14 protein-coding genes are annotated in these 18,717 nt (G+C 70.9%); 6 read left to right on the top strand and 8 right to left on the bottom strand.

Features of this window, described 5'->3' with window-relative positions; all coding sequences use genetic code 11:
- Nucleotides 1-71: 71 nt before the first annotated feature.
- The 3 genes from NRB56_RS21985 to NRB56_RS21975 form a co-directional block, all read right to left on the bottom strand.
- Nucleotides 72-782, bottom strand: coding sequence for a Rieske (2Fe-2S) protein (locus NRB56_RS21985; protein ID WP_319943335.1), 711 nt, complete (start codon nt 780-782; stop codon nt 72-74).
- A 457-nt stretch (nt 783-1,239) separates the two neighbouring features.
- The gene (locus NRB56_RS21980; RefSeq protein ID WP_153345051.1) at nt 1,240-1,833 is read right to left on the bottom strand and encodes an RNA polymerase sigma factor; all 594 of its coding nucleotides are present in this window, start codon (nt 1,831-1,833) and stop codon (nt 1,240-1,242) included.
- An 83-nt stretch (nt 1,834-1,916) separates the two neighbouring features.
- Nucleotides 1,917-2,291, bottom strand: a complete 375-nt coding sequence (locus NRB56_RS21975; RefSeq protein ID WP_153345049.1) for a cupin domain-containing protein — start codon at nt 2,289-2,291, stop codon at nt 1,917-1,919.
- An 81-nt stretch (nt 2,292-2,372) separates the two neighbouring features.
- Here NRB56_RS21975 and NRB56_RS21970 point away from each other — a divergent pair, with 81 nt between their 5' ends.
- Entirely contained in the window at nt 2,373-2,819 is a 447-nt protein-coding gene (locus NRB56_RS21970) for a MarR family winged helix-turn-helix transcriptional regulator (RefSeq protein WP_194290931.1), read from the top strand.
- Nucleotides 2,820-2,887: 68 nt separating this feature from the next.
- A complete protein-coding gene (locus NRB56_RS21965; RefSeq protein ID WP_227838110.1) occupies nt 2,888-3,226 on the top strand; it encodes a hypothetical protein in 339 nt (112 codons plus the stop codon).
- Between the two features lie 263 nt (nt 3,227-3,489).
- Here NRB56_RS21965 and NRB56_RS21960 read toward each other — a convergent pair whose 3' ends face one another.
- Nucleotides 3,490-3,951: a MarR family winged helix-turn-helix transcriptional regulator gene (locus tag NRB56_RS21960; RefSeq protein ID WP_153345046.1), complete on the bottom strand. Its 462-nt coding sequence runs from the start codon at nt 3,949-3,951 to the stop codon at nt 3,490-3,492.
- 59 nt (nt 3,952-4,010) lie between these two features.
- On the opposite strand from NRB56_RS21960, the gene NRB56_RS21955 reads away from it, so the two are divergent.
- Nucleotides 4,011-4,988 (top strand): pirin family protein, encoded by a 978-nt coding sequence (locus tag NRB56_RS21955; protein WP_153345044.1) that lies wholly within the window; start codon nt 4,011-4,013, stop codon nt 4,986-4,988.
- A gap of 186 nt (nt 4,989-5,174) precedes the next feature.
- Entirely contained in the window at nt 5,175-5,486 is a 312-nt protein-coding gene (locus NRB56_RS21950) for an excalibur calcium-binding domain-containing protein (RefSeq protein WP_153345042.1), read from the top strand.
- 80 nt (nt 5,487-5,566) lie between these two features.
- Here NRB56_RS21950 and NRB56_RS21945 read toward each other — a convergent pair whose 3' ends face one another.
- Nucleotides 5,567-5,791 (bottom strand): DUF3618 domain-containing protein, encoded by a 225-nt coding sequence (locus tag NRB56_RS21945; protein WP_319943334.1) that lies wholly within the window; start codon nt 5,789-5,791, stop codon nt 5,567-5,569.
- Between the two features lie 122 nt (nt 5,792-5,913).
- Between NRB56_RS21945 and bcp the strand changes: the two genes are divergently transcribed.
- A complete protein-coding gene (gene bcp / locus NRB56_RS21940) occupies nt 5,914-6,387 on the top strand; it encodes a thioredoxin-dependent thiol peroxidase (RefSeq protein WP_153345040.1) in 474 nt (157 codons plus the stop codon).
- A 36-nt stretch (nt 6,388-6,423) separates the two neighbouring features.
- On the opposite strand, the gene NRB56_RS21935 is transcribed toward bcp, so the two are convergent.
- On the bottom strand, nt 6,424-7,743 hold the full coding sequence (locus tag NRB56_RS21935) for a hypothetical protein (protein ID WP_153345038.1): 1,320 nt from the start codon (nt 7,741-7,743) through the stop codon (nt 6,424-6,426).
- Nucleotides 7,744-7,973: 230 nt separating this feature from the next.
- Here NRB56_RS21935 and NRB56_RS21930 point away from each other — a divergent pair, with 230 nt between their 5' ends.
- On the top strand, nt 7,974-8,600 hold the full coding sequence (locus NRB56_RS21930) for a TetR family transcriptional regulator (protein ID WP_227838190.1): 627 nt from the start codon (nt 7,974-7,976) through the stop codon (nt 8,598-8,600).
- 71 nt (nt 8,601-8,671) lie between these two features.
- Here NRB56_RS21930 and acpS read toward each other — a convergent pair whose 3' ends face one another.
- Together acpS and NRB56_RS21920 are read right to left on the bottom strand one after the other, a co-directional pair.
- Nucleotides 8,672-9,094, bottom strand: coding sequence for a holo-ACP synthase AcpS (acpS, locus tag NRB56_RS21925; RefSeq protein ID WP_319943333.1), 423 nt, complete (start codon nt 9,092-9,094; stop codon nt 8,672-8,674).
- Between the two features lie 138 nt (nt 9,095-9,232).
- Nucleotides 9,233-18,580 carry a type I polyketide synthase gene (locus NRB56_RS21920; RefSeq protein WP_153345034.1) on the bottom strand — a complete coding sequence of 3,116 codons (9,348 nt, stop codon included), beginning with the start codon at nt 18,578-18,580 and terminating at the stop codon, nt 9,233-9,235.
- Nucleotides 18,581-18,717 lie beyond the last annotated feature (137 nt).

Genomic DNA, 18,717 nt, shown 5'->3' with positions numbered 1-18,717 from the left:
GCCCCGGCCGCGTCCACCCCAGCCGCGTCCACCTCAGCCGCGTCCACCCCGGCCGACTCAAGCCGGGCGGCTCAAGCTGGGCGATTCGGCGCGAAAATTTCTATCGCGCCGTTGTTCTCGCGCACCCGGATACGCGGCAACGGAGCCGGCGACCGCGGCAGCTGATGGGTGACCACCTGCCCCGCCGTGTCGAAGGAGGTGCGATGGCAGGGACAGCGCAGTACCGGCGCGTCGAACCACAGCGCACAGCCCTGATGGGTGCAGATACCCGACAGGGCGTACACGAGATCACCACGGCGGCAGACGAATCCGCGCATCGAGCCCGTGTCGAACGAGATCGTGCCCCCGTCGGCCAGATCGGCGGATGCGGCCACCGTATGCCATTCGCCCTCGGTGGGCACGATGACCGGGTCGGCCTGCGGTGTCGACTGCCCGCCCCCGGAGGCGGCGTGCTCGGCGACCGCCCCCACCCCCACCCCCACCCCTGCGGCCGCGGCGGTGACGGCCGCGGCCGAGGCGCCGAGCAGCCATCGCCGTCGAATCGGGTTGTCGCCCTCGGTCGCCGGTGAGTCTTCGGCACCCGGCTCGCCGAGTTCGGCGGCCAGCCGGCGGCGCAGATCGGTGCGGAACTCCTCGGTGGGCACATCGCCGCCGGGACGTCCGGCCCGCATGGTGATGGCGGTGCGCAGGCGCTCCGCCTCCTCGTCGGTCGGCTGCCACGGCCGCGGCCGTCGACCGGCAAGCAGATCCTCGACGTAGCGCTCGACATCTCTGTCGCTCACGTCGTCACCTCGCTCCCGGCCGCTGACAACCTCTGCTCAGGGGGCGACCACAACACCGCTGGATCCGATACCCATATCGCATGGCGCAACGGAGCGGTCGCCGAAAACGGCACCGAAATGATCGCTCGCAAGGAGGTTCTCGCCGGATACGACACCGGAGTCGCCGGGCACAGCGACGTCGTCTGCCGGCGCGAAGCCGGAGCCGTCGCAGGCAGCGAAACTCCCGGTACCGATCCCGGCGAAATCACCCGGCATACAGACGCTTTCGCCGAAGCCGGTACCGTGACCGCCGGGACGGGAGTCACCGCCGACCGGGACGGAGCCGAAGTCGTCGGAGACGGAGAAGTTGTCACCCGCGGCGGCACCGGCATCGCCCGGGGCGAGATGAGTCCGGTGCGCGGAGGCGCCACCGCATGGCGCGGAGCGGGCACAGGGATGCGTTCGGGCGATGCCGCGGTCATGCCCGGTCCTCCTCATCCGCTCGGGCCGCCATCTGTATGGCCCTGTGCTGCAACACCTTCGCGTTCGCGACCGTGACCTCCAGCTCTGCGGCGGCGTCACGCACCGACAATCCCTGGAGGAAACGGAGTTCCAGTATGCGCCGGTATCTCGGCGGCAATCGGTCGAGCAGGGCGCGAGCTCGCCGTTCCGCGCCGCCCGCCTCGGGTTCCGGCAGTGGTTCCGCCGCGAGCGCACCGGAACCCAATGCGCCGGAATCGATGTCATCCGGATCGATCGTGGTGATCTCCCGGCCGAGCCGGGCCTTCCAGTGCGCCGCGAGCACGGTCCGGGCGGTGGCCCGCAGATAGGCGCGTACCTCCGGGATGGTCGCGTCGAGCCGTAGCGGCGGGAGGGCCGTGGTGAACACCTCGGCGGTCAGATCCTCGGCGTCGGGCCGGTTGCCGACCTTGCCGAACAGCAGCCCGTACACCCAGGACACGTTGTCCCGGTAGACCGAATCCCAATCGGCGTAACCGTTCGCGGGCACCAACCGCAGTTCGGGTGCGCGCGGCCGGGCAGCCCGGTACTCGGACCCAGGTCGTCCGGCCATGTGCCGCCCTCCCGTTGCGATTTCGCGGGCGTCTCGATACGCCCCGCGTGTAGATAGCGCAACGGGTTACGCGCGAATTCGGTTCAGCTCACCCAGCGCGGGGTGATCGGGGTGCCGTCCGCCAGTTCGGCGCTGAACCCGACCGGCACCACCACCGCGAACGCCGCCGGCGTCGTGCTCGGATTGTCCACGCGCAGAACCGATCCGGCGGGCACGACGGCCGCGTCGCCCGCGACCAGGGTGGTGGTCTCGTCGTCGACGGTGAGTTCGGCGGTGCCGGAGAGCATCAGGAACACCTCCTCCCGCAGGACGCGGTGGCCCTGGCCGACGGTGCCGGGTTCGACCTCCAGCCGCCACAGGCAGATCTCCTTGCTCCCGGTACTCGGCCGGACATAGGAGGTGAAGGTGGCGTTGTGCATGGCGTGGACCTCGGCGTCGGCGGCGTGGATGACGGGCATCGGACAACTCCTCAGATAGACAAGTAGCTTGTCCATATAGTCAAGCTTGTTGACCAATCTGTCAAGTGCCACCATGTAGCCATGCCCGCACCCGCGTCCGACCTCCCGTTGATCCTGCTGGCGGCGGCCGCGGAGGTCACCGACGCCATCCATGCCGGCGTGACGGCGGCCGGGTTCACCGACCTCCGGCCCACCCACGGTTTCGCGTTCGTCCGCATGGCCCCCGACGGCGCGACCGTCGGCGAGATCGCCGACCACCTCGGCGTCACCAAACAGGCCGCCAGCCAGCTGGTCGAGGAACTCGTGACGAAGGGCTACGCGGTCCGCAACCCGCATCCACGCGACGCCCGCGCCCGGCTGATCACCCTCACCGACCGCGGCTGGGCCGTCACCCGCGCGGCGGACGCCGCCGCGAACGACTTCACGGCCCGCTGGGCGGCCGTCCTGGGCGGGCCCGCCGTCGCCGAGCTGCGCGACCGGCTGACCCGGGTGGTCCGGCCGGGCCGGGTCCGGCCCACCGCCTGGTGAGCGGACCACTACGCTCGAACCACGGCCTCGCCGATCCCCCGCACCCGCCGCCCAGGATGACGTTCGCCATGACCGACAAGGACAACACCGACTGGGCCCACACCGGGCACGCCTCGAAGGAACGCGCCGAGAAGGCCCGCCGGCTGGCCGGTTACGTCTGGCAGCGCGACATCACCGGCGCCGACCTCCTCGAGCTGCCCGACCCCGCCCGCCGCAAGCTCGCCCGGGCCGCCGGGATCAACCCGCCCAGCACCGACGAGACCTGGACCCTGGTCGCCGACCTGCTGAACGAGAAGGACGCCTGGGCCGCCCGCAACCCCCAGCATCCCGCCGCCCGGCGCGAGCACGCCGACGAGAAGATCCTCTGGGTCAAACCACCGGTCCGCCCGTGGACCGCCGGACCCTGAGCGGCGCCCGAAGCCACCCGATCGGCCGGCGACGTCGAGGCCGCGGATTCACCGGACCGCGCCCGCATGCGCCGAAACAGCTGTACCGCCGAAACATTCAGGGATCCACGTCGTCCGCCCCGGCCCGGCCACCCGCGTCCCGGTCGCGACGACCGTCGCGACCTCGCGCAGCGTCCACAGCGATCACCACTCGGCGAACGACGGCTGCGACCACCACGGCGGCCGGGGCTGCGAAACGGGCCCGAACGGCGGAGACCAGCCGCTCAGTCGATACCGCCCAGCTCCTCGGCCGCGGTGGCGACCCGATCGGACAACGTGCGCAACAACGTCGACTCGTCGGGGGTCAGTTCGTCCACGAACAGCTGCCGGACGAGTTCGACATGATTGGGAGCCGCCCGCCGCAACGCCTCCCGCCCGCGCTCGGTCAGGCAGACCGAGATGCCGCGCGCGTCGTCGGCGGCGGGGGCCCGCTCGATCAGCCCACGAGTGTCCATGCGGGCCAGGTGTTTCGACAACCGGCTCTTGTCCCAGCAGATCTCCGCGGCCAGGTCGCGGGCCCGCAGCCGGCCGCCGGGGGCCGCCGACAGCGCGACCATGATCTCGTAGTCCGGCATCGACAGGCCGTCGCGGGCGAGGCCCGCCGCCATCGCGGCTTCCAGCCGCTGCCGCATCCGGATGTACGCCGACCAGGTCGTCTGCTCCTCGGCGGTCAGCCATCGCACCATGGGAATGATCCTAGTCAGCTTTTGGTTGACATGGACACCAACTGTCCGAGGAGGTCCTCATGCCCGCCATCACCGTCGACGACATCCTGGTGCTGCCGCGGCTGTCCCGTCCCGCCGAGACCCAGCGGCAGCGGCCGGTACAGGCCGTGGTCACCGGGCGAACCCAGCGCGAGGGCGCCGGATTCCTGGTCACCCGGCCGTTCCCCGGCCCGGAGCTGCGCTCGGCCGATCCGTTCATCCTGCTCGACCAGATGGGCCCGGTCGCTTATCAGCCGTACGAGGCCAAGGGAGCGCCCTGGCATCCGCATCGCGGTTTCGAGACCGTCACCTACATGCTCGACGGGACCATGGTCCATCACGACTCCAACGGCGGCGGTGGCGTCATCAGCGAGGGCGACACCCAGTGGATGACCGCCGGCTCCGGCATCCTGCACGACGAACTGCCGGACGAACCGCTGGTGATCTCCGGCGGCACCTTCCACGGCATCCAGCTGTGGGTGAACCTGCCGCGCGCGCTCAAGATGGCCCCGCCGCGCTACCAGGACCTGCGCGCGAGCGAACTCACCCTGGTCAGCTCCCACGACGGCGGCGCGCTGGTGCGGATCATCGCCGGCACGATCGACGGGTTCGAGGGTCCGGGGTCCACCTACACTCCGATCGCCTACGCGCACGCCTCGATCGCCCCCGGCGCGCGACTGGAAATGCCCTGGCCACAGCACTTCTCGTCGATGGTCTACGTGCTGTCCGGCAGCGGCACGGCCGGAGCGGAGGGCCGGCCGGTCACCGCCGGGCAACTGGCCGTCCTCGGCCACGGCGACGCGCTGACGGTGACCGCGGACGCGCGGCAGGACACCCCGACCGGCAACCTCGAGATCCTGCTGCTCGGCGGCGAGCCGATCCGGGAACCGGTCGTGCAGTACGGGCCGTTCGTGATGAATTCGCGGCAGGAGATCATCGAAGCCATCGAGGATTTCGAGGCCGGGCGGATGGGCACGATTCCCGCCGAACACCTCGCGGCGCACCGGCTCGGCGAGTGACTCACCGGTAAGCGCGTTCCGGCCGCCCGAGTTGACAACGACGCGGCCCATCAGAAAGGTGGACTCGGCGGCCCGCGGCCGGGCCGCTGTCCAGCAGTCGCCGGACCCAGTCAGCTCCGAGGCGGCGGGCGCAACGGGGAGCGCCGGTCGACTCGCCCGTACCTACCGCAACACATCGAGGAATACATGAACGTTCGCAGGCTCATCGTGACCGGCGCGGGACTGATCACCCTCGCAGCCCCGCTCGCATTCACCGCTCCGACCGCACTCGCGGACGACATCATCACCGGCTCCGCGGGCACCGGCTCGTCCGGTATCGATGATCTCGTCGGGTCGACCGGCTCGTCCGGACTCACCCAGACCGGTTCGGCGGGTGGCACGTTCAAGAATTGCGACGAGGCCCGCGCGGCCGGGCGGGCGCCGCTGTTCCGCGGCGAGCCCGGGTACTCCCCGCACCTGGACCCCGACGGCACCGGAATGGCCTGCCCGACCGCCTGATTCATTCGACGGCCGCCGAAACGAGAACACCCGGTGCGGATAATCTCCGCACCGGGTGTTCCGTGTTCGGACGGCTGCGGTCAGCGCCGGAAGATCCGGACCGCGGTCACCAGTACGACCAGCGCACCGGCGCCGATCAGGCTGTATTTCACCTGCGGCTGGTTCAGTTTCGCGAAGATCGCCTTCTTGGCGTTGCCGGCGATCCGCTCCGGGTCGGCGCGCACCGCGAGCTCGTCGAGTGTGTTCGCCAGCCGGTTGCGTGCGGCTTCGATCTCCCGCTCGATACTCTCGGTATCCCTCGCCACGTCGTCTCCTGTTGTTCTCGTTTGCTGCCGTCGACACGCGAGTCTAGCCGCGCGCATCCGCACGCCGGGGTGTCGCGGCGGGCCTGCGTGATTGTCACCGCCGTCGGCTACCGTGCTCAGGCATGACCGAGAACCACCGCCTGACCGCCGGTGACACCGCCCCGGCGTTCACCCTGCCCGACGCCGACGGGAAACCGGTGTCGCTGGCCGACTACCACGGCCGCAAGGTGATCGTGTACTTCTACCCGGCCGCGAGCACCCCCGGTTGCACCAAGCAGGCCTGCGACTTCCGCGACAGTCTCGCCGAGCTGGGTGGCGCGGGCATCGACGTCGTCGGCATCTCCCCCGACAAGCCCGCCAAACTCGCCAAATTCCGTGACGCGGAACAACTCACGTTCCCGCTGCTGTCGGATCCCGACCGCTCGGTGCTCATGGCGTGGGGCGCCTTCGGCGAGAAGACCATGTACGGCAAGACCGTCACCGGCGTGATCCGTTCGACCTTCCTCGTCGACGAGGAGGGCAAGATCGCGCTGGCCCAGTACAACGTCCGGGCCACCGGCCACGTCGCGAAGTTGCGCCGCGAGCTGTCGGTGTAGGGACGGCCGCGGGTCCCGATCATCCGAGGCGGACTGTCAGGTGCGCGGCATCGTGCTGAGCACCCAGTCCATCGTCGTCCGCCAGTGGTTGTCCAGCCACCGGCCGAACTCCGCCTCGTTCAACGGCGGCACCGCGTCGCCGGGGAACAGTGGCGTGTTCGCGGAGGCGTCGGGGGCTTCGGCCTCCGTCAGGAGGATCGGCACCATCGCGTCCGCGTTGCTCGCGCCGCCCGGAGCATTCGCGACAGCGTCCGCACCGGCCGGCTCCTTCTGCAGCGATGCGGGCCATCCCGTCGGCGTGGCCGTGGTGTTCCGGCCCGGACTCCAGGTCAGCGACGAGGTGTCCACGGTGACCGTCCCGGTGTCGCTGTTGCCGATCGCCGGCCCTGGCGCGGGGACCGCCGTAGGGGCGCTCTGATCGCCGTCCTGACGCACCTCCGGCAGCTGTTCCGGTTCCGGCGCCGGATGCAGTACGTGGTGCGTCTCCGCCGCCACCTGCGGATCGGCCGACGCGGGCTTCGGCGTCCCGTGCGTGGTCGCGGACATCTGGTAGACGCCGCCGGCGACCAGTCCACCGGCCAGCACGCTCGCCGCCGCGAACAACGCCGTACTACCGCGCGACGCCCGGCCGCGTTCCTCCGTCGCCGCGGCCGCGACCGGCTCGGGCGCCACCACCAGCGCGGCCCCGATCGCCGCCGCGCTCGCGGCCATCCGGGACCGGATCACCGGGGCGGCGAACCCGGCGTTCAGCGCCGCCGCGACCGCCGGTTCCGGTGCGGCCGACCCGACCAGCATGACCGCGTCCGGCCACAGGCCCGCCTCCTCCAACTGGTCGCGGGCCGCGATCACGACCGGGCGCAGCGCCGCCTCCGTCACCACCGGGCAGGCCGCGCCGATGGTCGCCAGGACCCGGTCGCGATCCGGCGACGCCACGGTGAACACCTGATACCCGGGCGAGACCTCGCAGATCATCAGATGCTCGAAGTCACCGGCCCAGACCAGCGCGCGGGCCAGCCCGAGATGCGCGGACTTGGTCGACACCAGGGACGTGTCGCGCCACGGCCCGTCCGCCAGACCGGTGACGATCGCGCGGCGCTGCGCGGGATCGCGGTAGGCGACGGCCGTGCCGGCGATCCGCGCACCCGCGCCCACCTCGGTGGCCAGTTCGTCCAGCAGCACGCCGACCAGCGAGCCCAGCTCGGCCGCCTCGTCGAACGTCCGGGTGCGATGCGCCACCACCCGGTCGGGCAATTTGCCCGCCCCTGCACCGTCGCGGCCGACCGGGCAGGTCAGGGCCACCGCGTGGACGGTGCCGCGTTCGGTGGAAACGCCGAAAGTCAACACGGATACAGCCACAGCAAATGCCTTCCGCAAGGTGGATTCCGGGGAAAATTCGCTAGGGGTTCGTCACCGATACCCCGCTGGATGGGCTGTGAGCGGGCACGAAGCGGAATAGCACCGGCACCGGCGCGTGTCATCCGTGTGTCGCTACCGCTAGCCTGGTGAATGTGGTGGAAGTGCACGCGACGAAGCAGAAAAGGCGTCCGGACCCCGCAGTGGAGTTACAGGACGATCCGCAGGAGTTGATGCCACGTCGCCGTCCCACCCAGGAACGCAGCAAGCGCAAGTTCGACGCCCTGCTCCAAGCGTCCCGGGAATTGCTGGTCGAGGTCGGATTCGAGTCGTTCACCTGCGAGGAAGTGGCCGCCCGCGCCGAAGTGCCGATCGGCACGCTGTATCAGTTCTTCGCCAACAAGTACGTGATCGTCTGCGAACTCAACCGGCAGGATCTGGTGGCCGTCACCCAGGAATTGTCGGAATTCCACGGCGAGGTCCCGTCGATGGACTGGCTGCGGCACATGAACAAACTCGTCGATCATCTCGCCGGACTGTGGCTGACCGATCCGTCGCGGCGCGAGGTGTGGCTGGCCATGCAATCCACGCCGTCCACCCGGGCCACCGGCGCACTGCATCTGAACGAGTTCGCCGAAGTGGTGGCGCAGATGCTGCGCCCGCTGATGCCGCGCACCCCCAGCGGCCGCCGCTCGATGATGGCGCAGGTGCTGGTGCACGTGGTCTATTCGATGCTGAACTTCTCGGTGCAGGACGGGCTCAGCCACGAGGACGCCGTCGCCGAACTCAAACGACTGATGGTCGCGTATCTGCTGGTCGCGGAGAAGGAATCGCGCATGGGCGGTCAGCGGACGGACTGAGCACGCGAATTCGGCTGCCGCCGAGGCGAATCCGGCTGCCGCCGAGGGGGCAACCGAATTCGCGTGCAGCGCTATCCCTCGATGAGGTCGGCGAGTTCGCCCGGATCCTCCAGCACCACCATCGCAGCGGCGGTGTCGCCGTCGTGGGTGAGCGACAGGTGAACTCGGACCCGCGGCAGGAATTCCGCTGCGAGACCGTGCAATTTGATACTGGGCCGGCCCCAGGCGTCGTTGACGACCTCGATCAGCGGATACGGATTGTCACCGATCTGCGGGCTGCGGGCGAAACGTGAAGAGGCCCATGCCTTCAGCACCGCCTCCTTGGCGGCCCAGCGGGCGGCGTAGCTGCGGGCGCGGTCGGCGGCCCGGCCCTCGCAGTAGCGGCGCTCACCGGCGGTGAAACTCTCCCGCAGCATGGTGGTTCCGGTGCGTTCGATCTGTTCGGTGAACTCGGAGATGGTCACCAGGTCCAGGCCGATACCGAGAATGGTCACAGCGGTGGATGCTCCTCGTCGTTCGGGCGGCGAACTTCATTCGCGCACTTGGGCATACCAGGCAGCAACATACCAGCGCGACCGGTGCCGGAGCACCGGTCGCGCTGTCACGGCGGTTTCGCTTGCCGCGGTGAACAGTTACCGCGGGGTCGGCGTGGTGGTGCAGCCCGTCGGGATGTACACCCCGTCCGCGCTCAGCCGCGCCTGGTCGGACAGCAACACATCGGCCTCCAGCTGGCGGATCTTCGCCGACGGGGTGCCCTCGCCACCGAGGCGGCGATCGGCCGGCCGCTCGTACAGCGGGGCGCCGCCGCACATGGATTCGGCGAACCGCTGCCGGCCGTTCAGCTGCCGCTGTTCGGCCCGGCGCTGGTACTCCTCGCGCTGCTCCGGGTCGATGGCCTCGATGAACGCCTGCGGATGCACGACCGCGAGCAGACCGGACACGTGCCCGAAGCCGAGCGAGGTGACCAGACCGGCCTTGAGCGCGAACCGATCCCCGAACCGCAGCGGCTGCCGCGGCCACACCAGGTGCGGGTACTGCCGCATCTTCTCGTCGACACAGTCCAGGCTGCGGTTCGGCGGGACGACGCCCTGCTCCAGCACCTGGCACAGGCCGATCAGCTGGAAGGCGGCCGCACCACCCTTGGCGTGCCCGGTCAGCGACTTCTGCGAGATCACGAACAGCGGGGCGCCCTTTGAACGATGCAGTGCGTCCGCCAATCTTTCGTGCAGTTCCGACTCGTTGGGATCGTTGGCGGCCGTGGAGGTGTCGTGCTTGGACACCACCGCGATCTCGTCGGGCGACACACCCAGCTTCCGCAGCGCGGCCGCCAAGCGGGACTCCGCACCACCGCGGCCGGCGCTCAGCGCGCCGAGACCCGGGGCCGGGATCGAGGTGTGCACGCCGTCGGCGAAGGACTGGGCGTAGGCCACCACACCGAGCACCGGCAGTCCGGCCGCCAGCGCCACGTCGCCGCGCGCCAGCAGAATCGTTCCGCCGCCCTGGGATTCGACGAAGCCGCCGCGGCGACGGTCGTTGGCCCGGGAGAAGTACCGATCGCTGATGCCCTTGGCGCTCATCACCGCCGAGTCGGCGGTCGCGGACATGTCACCGAAGCCGACGATGCCCTCGATACCGAGATCGTCGTAGCCGCCGGCCACCACCACATCGGCCTTGCCGAGGCGGATCTTGTCCACACCCTCCTCGACCGACACCGCCGCCGTCGCGCAGGCCGCGACCGGGTGGATCATGCCGCCGTAGCTGCCCACATAGGACTGCACCACGTGCGCCAGCGCCACGTTCGGCAGCGCCTCCTGCAGGATGTCGTTCGCCCGCGGCTCACCGAGCAGGTTGTCGATGTACAGCGAGCGCATGGAGGACATGCCGCCCATGCCGGTGCCCTGGGTGTTGGCGACCAGCGCCGGGTGCACCCAGCTCATCAGCTCGGCCGGGGTGAAGCCCGAGGACAGGAACGCGTCCACGGTGCAGACGATGTTCCACAGCGCCACCCGGTCGATGGAACCGGCCATGTCGGCGGAGATGCCGTACTTGGTCGGGTCCCAGCCGGTGGGGATCTGGCCGCCGACGGTCCGCGACAGCTTCGCCCGGCGCGGCACCCGGATCTCGGTGCCCGCCTTGCGGGTCACCTGCCAGTCGCCCGAATCGGCGACCGGCGCGATCACGGTGTGCTCCGGATCGGCGGACTGGAAGGACCGCGCCTCCGCCTCGCTGGTGACCACGAAGGTCAGGTCCTTGTCGAGGAACACCGAGGTGAGCAGCGGGGCCGCGTTCTCGATCATCGCGCCGTCGTTCACGTAGCGGCGCACACCGCAACGCTCGACCACGATGTCGTGGTAGCGGTCCACCAGCTCGGACTCGTCGACGTAATCGCCGGAGGCGACGTCGTACCAGCCGGCCTTGGGCTCGTTCTCCCAGCCCACCAGGCCGGTGGTCCAGGCCAGTTCCAGCACGCCCGCGGCGGTCAGCCGGTCCTCGACCTCGAATTCGAAGCGGGTGCGCGCGGAGCCCCACGGGCCCAACTCGCCGGCGCCGACGATCACGACCATGTCGGTGAGATCGGCGGTGACCGAACCCCATTGCGGCACCGGCAGAGCCGACGACTGGGTCGGCGGGGCCGGCAGCGCCGGGATGTTCCGGTTCTCCCGCACCACGAGTTCGTCCTCGTCGGACTCGTCCGCGCGCTGCTTGGCCAGTTCGGGCAGATCCAGTTTGACGTTGGCCAGGCCGCCGGTGAGGTCGATGGTCTGCGGCCCGTCGGCGGTGACCCGCCGGGCCCGCTCGCCGGCCCACTTCAGCAGCTCGTCGGCCATCTCGCCGGTGGACCAGGTGTGCACGCCGGCCTTCTCGACCGCGCCCACGAGCGGATCGTTGCCGCCCATCAGGTGGGTGCCGCGCACCCAGCCGATCAGGGCGTGCACCAGCGTGACCCGTTGCGACCAGGCCCGCTCGACCCGCCACTTGCCGACCACCGCGTCCAGCGCGGCCTTGGACTCGCCGTAGGCGCCGTCGCCGCCGAACATGCCGCGGTTGGGCGAACCCGGAAGCACCACATGCAGTTTCGCGTCGACGTCGTGGTCGGCGCCGATCTTCGACAGGCCGCCGATCAGGCGCTCGACCGACCAGAGCAGCACCCGCATCTCCATCTCGGCGCGGGCGCCGGCGTCGGAGAGGTCGCCCGCCACCCGGGGGGCGGCGAACGGGAGCAGCAGCGTCGGCTGCAGCGCGGACTTCACCAGAACCTTTGCGCCACCGGCATTGTCGGACTGTTCGGTGCCGACCCAGTCGATCAGCGCGTCGATGTCCTGGTAGGAGGCCATGTTCGCGGGCAGCACCCACAGTGCCGCGCCCTGGCGGGCGTAGTCGCGGTACAGCTGCTTGTAGAAGGCCAGTCGCGAATCGTCCAGCTTGGAGGTGGTGACCACCACGGTCGCGCCGCCGCCGAGCAGCCGCCCGGTGACCGCCGCCGCGATGGAACCCTTGCTGGCGCCGGTGACCACGGCCACCTCGGACGACCAGACGCCCGGCTCCGAGGTCTCGACCGCCGCGGCGGCGATCCGCTCGTAGGCGCCGGCGAGCACCGAACGGGCCTCGCCCATCGCGCGCTCGCGCCACCAACCGGCCTGTGCCGCAACGGCTTCGCCCGCGCCGCGGAAGCCGTCCACGGCGCTGTCGGAGATCTCCGCGTCGTCGCCGAGCCACAGCCGGGCCAGATCCTCGCGGGCGGTGGCCCAGCGGTCGTCGATCAGCACGGCCTTCTTGGCGTCGAAGGCGGGGGCGACCAGACGCGGCCAGTCGCTGCCGAGCTCGGCGGACACCAGATCGACCAGCGAATCGTCGTCGGCCTCCGGCGCGGAGACCTGATCGGACAGGCCGAGCTGCTCCAGCACCACGCGGGCCGCGGTGGCGAGTACGCCGTCCCGGCCGGTGATCTGCTCGGTGAACTCGCCCAGCGCCGCGGCGTCCACGGTGGCGCCGCCGCCACCGCCGGCCGCGGGCAGCGCCACGCTGATGCCGCGCCGCGCGGCGACGGCCTGCACGGCCGCGTCGATCGCGGCGTCGACGGCGCCGCCGTCGGCCGGCGCGCCGGACACCAGGCCGCCCAGATCGCCACCGCGGACGCTGGCGCCCTCGCGGGTGCCGAGCGAGACCTCGGCGGTGACGTGGTGGGCCCAGCCGTCGCCGAGCTGCCAGACCTTCTTGACCCGATCGGTGATCGCGGCCGGCCGCCTACCGGACGGGCCGAACACCTTGCGCAGGTGATCGCCGATCGCGTCGGACAGCACCGAGCCGAACGGCTTGTAGGTGCGGGCCAGGCGCTGCACGGTCGCCGCCAGGGCGCCCATGTCGGCGTCGGCGGCGCCGTCGATGGCGCCCAGCGACAGTTCGGAACCGAGGTCGACCAGCAGCTGGTTGCGACGCGAGGACACGCCGTCGCACAGGCCCTCGATGGTGTCCACCGGGCCGATCTGATCCGGCCGCAGCTTCGTCCACAGCGCGATCAGCACCCGGGTGGCGTCGGCCGCGGTGAACGAGATGTCGTCGGGACGCGGGCCGCCGGAGGCGACCGGGGCCGCGGCGACGGGGGCAGCGGCAGCAGCCGGAGCCGAAGCAGCCTCGGCCACAACCTCTTCCGGCTCGTCTACCGGTGCGGGATCGGTGTCGGTGGAGAACACCACACCGGCCTCGCGCTCGATGTTGAGCACCTCGACCCGGGCGGTGGCGAACTGGGGCAGCTTCAGCGTGTTCGAGGCCAGGTTCGCCACGGTCGGCGTCGCGGCCAGACCGATCTCGACGAACCGCTCGACCCCGAGATCACCGAACAGCAGGTCCTGGGTCTCGATCCAGCGCACCGGGCTGGCGAACTGCCAGGCCAGCAGCTCGATCAGCACGACGCGGCACAGCTCGGTCGGGCGGGCTGTCCAGGCGTCCCAGTCGGCCAGCACGTCGCGCAGCGGCTGCGACGGCACGTAATCGGCGATCTCCGTGATGAATTCGCGCTCCAGCGAGAACGGCCGCGGCACCAGGTTCGGAATGTACCGTCCGGCAAGGATTTCCGGATGCACGTCCTGCGGCAGCAGCTCCTCGAGCTTGGTCCGGAACTCCGGCACACCCTCGCGCAGCACGGTGGAGTGGAACGGCACGTCGATGCCGGGCACCAGCACGAAGGCGCGCTTGCCACCGAATTCCGCACGGCGGCGCTCGATCTCGTCCTCCAGCGCCTCGAGCCCGGCGACCGTGCCGGCGATCGCGTACTGCGAGCCGCGCAGGTTCAGGTTCACGACCTCGAGGAACTCACCGGCGGCGGCACCGACATTCGCGACGAAGTCGATGACCTCGGCGTCGGGCAGGCCGATCTGCGACGGGCGGATGGCGGCCATCCGATAGTCGCTGCGGCCCTGGGCATCCCGCGGTACGAGCTCGTGCATCGCGGATCCGCGCTGGAACACGACCTCCAGCACCGCTTCCAGCGGCAGCACTCCGGCGACGGCGGCCAGCGCGTTGTACTCACCGACCGAGTGGCCGGCCAGCATCGCGCCCTCGACGAAGGCGCCCGCCTCACGCAGCTCGGCGACCTGGGCGACCCCGAGGGTGGCCATCGCGACCTGGGTGAACTGGGTCAGGTGCAGCACGCCCTGCGGGTGCCGGTACTCGACGCCGCGGGCCCGCAGGTAGGTCGGGTTGTCGCGCACCACCGCGAGGATGGAGAAGCCCAGCGCCTCGCGGGTGTGCTTGTCGGCGCGGTCCCAGACCTCCTTGGCGGCCTTGGACCGGGACCGGGCGTCGAGGCCCATGCCCTTGGTCTGGATGCCCTGGCCCGGGAACGCGTACACGGTCTTCGGCGCGGCCAGCCGCCCGGTGGCGGTCATCACCAGATCGCCACCGGTCTGCCCATTTCCCGCGCCGCGGGTCCGGCAGGACACCTCGACGATCTCGGTGCCGGTGTCGACGGCGATCCGCTCGACGCGGACGTCGATCTGCGCACCCGGCCGGACCATGCCCAGGAAGCGGGTGGTCCAGGCGGTCACGGTGCGCGGCGGCAGCGCGGCCGACGGATCGACCGCCGAGACCGCGTGCTGCGCGGCGGCCGACAGCCACATGCCGTGCACGATCGGGCTGCCCAGACCGGCCAGCTTGGCGGCGGAATCGCTGGTATGGATCGGGTTGTGGTCACCGGAGACGGCGGCGAAGGCGGCCATCGCGCGCGGCGCCGACAGCACCACGTCGCGGCGACGCCGGCGGGGGGTGTCGACGGCGGCGTCGGACACGGTCCCGGCGGCGCGCGGCGGATCGGCCAGCTCGCCGGCGCCGTTGCGACCGCGAATGGCGAAGCGCTCCACCAGGTTCGCGACCGGTGTGGCCGCCAGGCCCTGATCGCGCAGCGCGCCGACGCTGACCCGCACCTCGACGACCCGGCCCAGATCGGTGTCGGTGGCCCCGCCCGATTCGGCGCGGACCGCGAGAACCGCGGGCTCACTGGGCAATTCGGACAGCAGCTCGATGCGGTGGTCCAGGTGGACCAGATCCAGCATGCCTTCGATCACACTGCTGCCGGCGCTTCCGTTGTTTCCGGTGCGGGTCGCGCCGAGCACCGCGAACACGGCGGGCCAGCAGGCGCCGACCAGCACGTCGGGCACGATCCGATTGATGGTGCTGAGCCCGGCGGGCAGCCCCGAACCGGTGACACCGGCGTGGTCGGCGATCAGATCCGGGGTCCAGGCCAGGTTGACGTGCGCGACCGGAGTTCCGTTGACGTCCTTGATCTCCGGCAGTTCACGACCGGCCGCGACGGCCAGCAACGCCGACATCGCGGCGTCGGCGTCGGCCTCGGTGATCACCGGGGCGCCGCCGTTGTACACCGAGGCGGGCACGGTGATCCGGATCCGCACCGCGTCCCGGGCGGACAACGGCACCGTCAGCTCGACGTACGCGTTGTCGGTGTCCGGACCGGTGATCGGCGACAGCGTGGCGCCGGTGGGCGGATGGATCGCTCCCTTCTCGTCGGTGATCCACTGATCCAGCTCGCCGAGGCGGTGGATCGGGTTGAGGGTGGTGCGCCCGGACCACTGCACATCGGGAGCGGCCAGCACGACGTCCAGCGCGCCGTGGGTGACATCCGCGCGGCGGCGGCCGTCGACGGCCTTCGGGGTGACCCCACCACGGATCAGCGTGTAGGCGGTGCTCTGCTCGAACCGATCCAGCAGCTCGCCGACCGGCTCGTCGACGCGGGTGATGCCCGCGACCGAGACGGTGCCCGGGATGATGCACACTCCGTCGGCGGCGTAGCGCGGATCGTGGGCCTGCCACAGCGAATCCGACCGCCACCAGCGGCGAACGTCGCCGTCGACGACCGGCACGAAGTTGACCGGCTTGCCCGGGATCTTGCACAGCGACACGAAGAACGGCACATCGGCCGGGTGCAGCACCGTGTCGGCGACGCTCGGATAGCGCTCGGCCAGCGTGGCGAGCACCTCGACCGGCTGCTCGAACGCGCTGTCCTCGGTGAACAGGCTGGCGATCTCACCGTGATCGGCCGGGTTCAACCGGGATTCGGTGCGCCGCACCATCTCCGCGAACCGGTCCCGCCAGGTGATGTCCAGCCACACCGAACGGGTGGCGTCGGCGATGGCCTCGCCGATATCGCTGCCGAAGTCCGCGCTGCGCGGCTGCTGATGCGGCAGGTAGGCGGCCAGTTCCACGTACCGCTCCAGCCACTGCCGGTAGGTCATGGTGGGGACGTCGCCGAAATACGGCTTGGCGGTGCCGTTGAGCGCGGCGATGATCTCGTCGCGACGAGCCGCGACCGCCTCGCCGTCGCCCGCGACCTCGTCCAGCAGCCGGCCGGTGCGCGAGGCGGCGTTGTCGATCTCGTGGATGTCGGCGCCGAGCTGGCTACGGCCGGAGGCCATACCGGCCGAGGCGGTGCCCGCACCGACCCAGTCCGGAGTGCCGGGCGTGTCGACCAGCAGCTGCTTGACCTCGGGCGCGGTGGTGGCCTCCAGGGTCGCCATCGCCGCGGTACCGACGAGCACGCCGTCCAGCGGCATCTCCGGATATCCGTGCACGGTCGACCAGGTACCGGTCAGGTAGTCGGTGGCCCGCTCCGGCGTGCCGATACCGCCGCCGACGCAGACCACCACGTTGCCGCGATTGCGCAGCTCCGCGTAGGTCTCCAGCAGCAGGTCGTCCAGGTCCTCCCAGGAGTGGTGCCCGCCGGCCCTGCCGCCCTCGATGTGCATGATCACCGGGTAGTCCGGCACGGCGTCGGCGATCCGCAGCACCGCGCGGATCTGCGCGACGGTGCCCGGCTTGAACGCCACATGGCTGATGCCGACCTCGGTCAGCTCCTCGATCAGCGCGACGGCCTCGTCCAGCTCCGGGATACCGGCGGTGACGATGACACCGTCCAGCGGGGCGCCGGCCGCGCGGGCCTTCTGCACCAGCCGCTTCCCGCCGAGCTGCAGCTTCCACAGGTACGGATCCAGGAACAGCGAGTTGAACTGCACGGCGCGACCCCGGTGCAGCAGCGTCTTCAGCTCGGCGACTCGATCGGCGAAGATCGGCTCGGTCACCTGACCGCCACCGGCCAGCTCGGCCCAGTGCCCCGCATTGGCCGCGGCGGCAACGATTTTCGCGTCGACGGTGGTCGGGGTCATACCCGCCAGCAGGATCGGCGACCGCCCGGTGAGCCGGGTGAACGAGGTCTCGACGACCACCCGCCCGTTGGGCAGCCGGATCGGCTGCGGCGCGAACGACGCCCACGGCGCCGCCACCTCGGGCGCGGCGCCCGGCGTGAACAGGCTGCGCTGCCCCGGCCGGGTGGCGGCCGCGACCACACCCACACCCGAGCCCTTCAGCGAACCGACGGTGAGCCGGCTCAGCAGATCACTGGGACCGAGGTCCACGATCCAGCGCGCACCCGCGGCGATGGTCTCGTCCACGATGGCGACCCAGTCGACCGGATCCACCAGGATCGCCTTGGCCAGCCGGCCCGCGAGCTCCTCGTCCAGCCCGCACTGCCGGGCCCACCCGGTGACCAGATCCACGGTCTCCGCGAGCGCGGGGTGATGGAACGCGACCTCGACCTCGACGTCCTCGAACACGGGCGCGAAGACCGCGCCACCGCGCTTCTTGGCCTCGCGGTCACGGGTCTGCTCGGCGTTGATCTCCGCGCACCGCTGCCGCACCCGCTCCAGCTGAACAACGGTGCCGGACAACACGACCCGCCGCCGCCCGTTACGAATCGACACGACCGCGGCCGCCTGCGGATCGACCCCCGCGGACACCTCGGCAACGACCGCGCGCAACTGCTCGGGATCGACATTGGACACCGCCACCATCGACGACTTGTCCCCGACCGGGATCAACCCGCGGCGACGCGCGATCAGCGACGCGGAGGCGCCGACCAGCTGGGCCAGCGCGAGCATCTCGACATCGCGCTCCCCGTTGGCCTCGGCGGCCGCGGCGGCGAGCAACCCCTGCGAATGCCCGACGATGGCGACCGGCGCGTGCAGCTCGGGATCCAGCCCCTGCAACCGCAGCGCCCGCAGCGCGGCCACCTGGGTCAGGAACACACCCGGCATGGAGATAGCGGCCGACCGCAGCACCTGCTCGGAGGGGGCGGCGGACACCTCACCGGCGTCCGTGTCCGCGATCTCGTCCTCCAGCATCCAGGCCACGGGGTCGAAGCCCACGGGCCGAACCACCAGCAACTGGTCCGCGACCGGCTCCAGCAGGGCAGCGGCGTCGTTCACGAGGCTGGTCAGCTCGGGCTCCAGCGCGCTGTCGCGCCCGATCTCCTCGAGCTCCCGCAGCCACTGCGCCCCCTGCCCACCGAAGGCGAGAGCATAGGTCTCACCGGCCAGCAGGCGGTCCAGCAGTGACGACTTGATTCCCGAGTTCGAGCTCTGCCCGGCTCCCCGGGCCACCTTCGCGTTCGTTCCGGCGCTCTCGTTGATCGTCAAGACGTTCGACTTCCTTCTCTGGCGGCTCGTCCCTGGTCCGGGCGACCACGACAACGTGGACTACCCGCGGCCCCGCGGACCCGATACCTGGCCAGGGTGGCACAGAATCATGAGGAAAGCCTCACGTTTCCCCCGCG

The sequence above is a fragment of the Nocardia aurantia genome, from assembly GCF_009604425.1.
GTDB classification, from domain to species: domain Bacteria; phylum Actinomycetota; class Actinomycetes; order Mycobacteriales; family Mycobacteriaceae; genus Nocardia; species Nocardia aurantia.
The sequence above is the reverse complement of the archived record's forward strand: the minus strand, read 5'-3'. Positions and strand labels throughout refer to the sequence as shown.